Here is a 1052-nt window from a genome sequence, read left to right as displayed (position 1 = left end):
TGGTGTGATTAACACGCTCGTGTTCAAGCAATTCCATGTAGCGTTCACACCCGTTGGCATGTTGCGCAAGAAGTTCTGCGAACTGCTCATTTGAAGTGTTTTCTATCATCGCTTTGCCTTGCAAAATCAATTGTTGATCAGCGTTTGTGGTGAGCACGCTTGGCGTATCTCGAAGCGTTTTTAGTGATAGCTGCATACAACGTTTTAATGCTTGTTCTTGTTGGTAATTGAGATGTTCATTGAATCGAAGTGGTAAGGCAGTTTCCCATAAGATCCATGATGAGTGCTGTTTGATTGTCAGTGTTAACTGGTCTACTTCGATGGTGTAAGCGCCATTTTCTCCGGCAATAAAAGGCCCTATCCCTAGCGTTTCCGCTAGAGATTTCATCATTTTATCTAACATATACTGCCCTATTTAAATCTGGCTGAGATGGTTACAAGCCTGACCGCATTGGCCACTTTGAATATCAAAATAGTAGTGATCAACATCGCCAACGATCTGCATGTCTTTAAACCATTGCCACACTTTAGCAACGGCATTGAGGTCGTTATATACCACGTCACATGCATCCCAGACTTCATTGAGATCCGGTGCTTGTAAACGAGCCTCAGAGCACCACGTTTTCCAATCAGAGATGAACATATCCGTCGTTGAAGTGTAGTCCGCCAGTTCTTTCAAGTTGCTTAACGACGGTTGCCACTTATCGACCAACGCTTTATGAGATTCAATTACTTGTGACTGCTGCTCGTTCAGTGTATTTAGCTGCGCTTTTAACTGCGTTTGCTGGCTCTCAATCAACGCAAGTTGTTGTTCGACAAAAATCGCGCTGGTGTCTTCACCCGATAACTTCGACCAGTACTCTTTTTGAATGTCCAGCTGATTCATCAGTTGTTCCACTTTGACCGAGGCGTGCAACGCACTTTGGTCGGTTTGTCGATGAATCCACTCGGTCAACGCCAAGTAACAACAAAGGATCAGCGTTTTTGGCGTGGCCAAATTAAAGCGAAAACCCAATCGAGAGTTGATGTATTCGAGCCTCTGCTCAAAGGTC

General features: G+C 44.5%; 1 protein-coding gene and 1 pseudogene. Both read right to left on the bottom strand.

Features of this window, described 5'->3' with window-relative positions:
* Positions 1-403: YscB family type III secretion system chaperone VscB (gene vscB, locus R7Q46_RS25235; protein WP_318077945.1), on the bottom strand; the 403-nt coding region annotated here is incomplete at its 3' end.
* Between the two features lie 12 nt (positions 404-415).
* Positions 416-1052 (bottom strand): annotated as a pseudogene (gene esxD / locus R7Q46_RS25230) (type III secretion system regulon anti-activator ExsD); the annotation flags it as partial.

It is taken from the genome of Vibrio sp. 811 (assembly GCF_033339195.1).
The sequence above is the reverse complement of the archived record's forward strand: the minus strand, read 5'-3'. Positions and strand labels throughout refer to the sequence as shown.